The sequence below is a fragment of the Faecalibacterium sp. DFI.5.82 genome (genome assembly GCF_029076575.1).
Lineage (GTDB): Bacteria > Bacillota > Clostridia > Oscillospirales > Ruminococcaceae > Faecalibacterium > Faecalibacterium duncaniae.
The window spans coordinates 1-288 of sequence record NZ_JARFIS010001148.1 but is presented as its reverse complement, the minus strand read 5'-3'; the positions used below and the strand labels follow the sequence as shown (position 1 = coordinate 288).

The window sequence follows — 288 nt, the reverse complement described above, 5'->3', positions numbered from 1 at the left end:
CCACCATGCAGCTTTACTATCAGAATCAGACCAACCACGATTTAGCGAAACGGGGGTGATAAAAATTTCCAAAAAAGCAACCACGATTGCCATTGTCAACCAAGAGGGAGGCACTGGCAAAACAACAACCTGTGAAAATCTGGGTGTTGGCCTTGCCGCCGAGGGTAAGAAGGTCCTACTTGTAGACGCTGACCCGCAGGGTTCACTCACCATTAGTTTGGGCTGGCAGAAGCCGGACGAACTGCCCGTTACTCTTTCGACCCTGATGCAGAAAGCAATAAACGACCA

Annotated in this window: 1 protein-coding gene; it reads left to right on the top strand. The window is 50.0% G+C overall.

The window, feature by feature from the left end:
* Nucleotides 1-58: 58 nt before the first annotated feature.
* On the top strand, nucleotides 59-288 hold a 230-nt coding region (locus P0G09_RS20505; protein WP_275253603.1), incomplete at its 3' end, for a ParA family protein.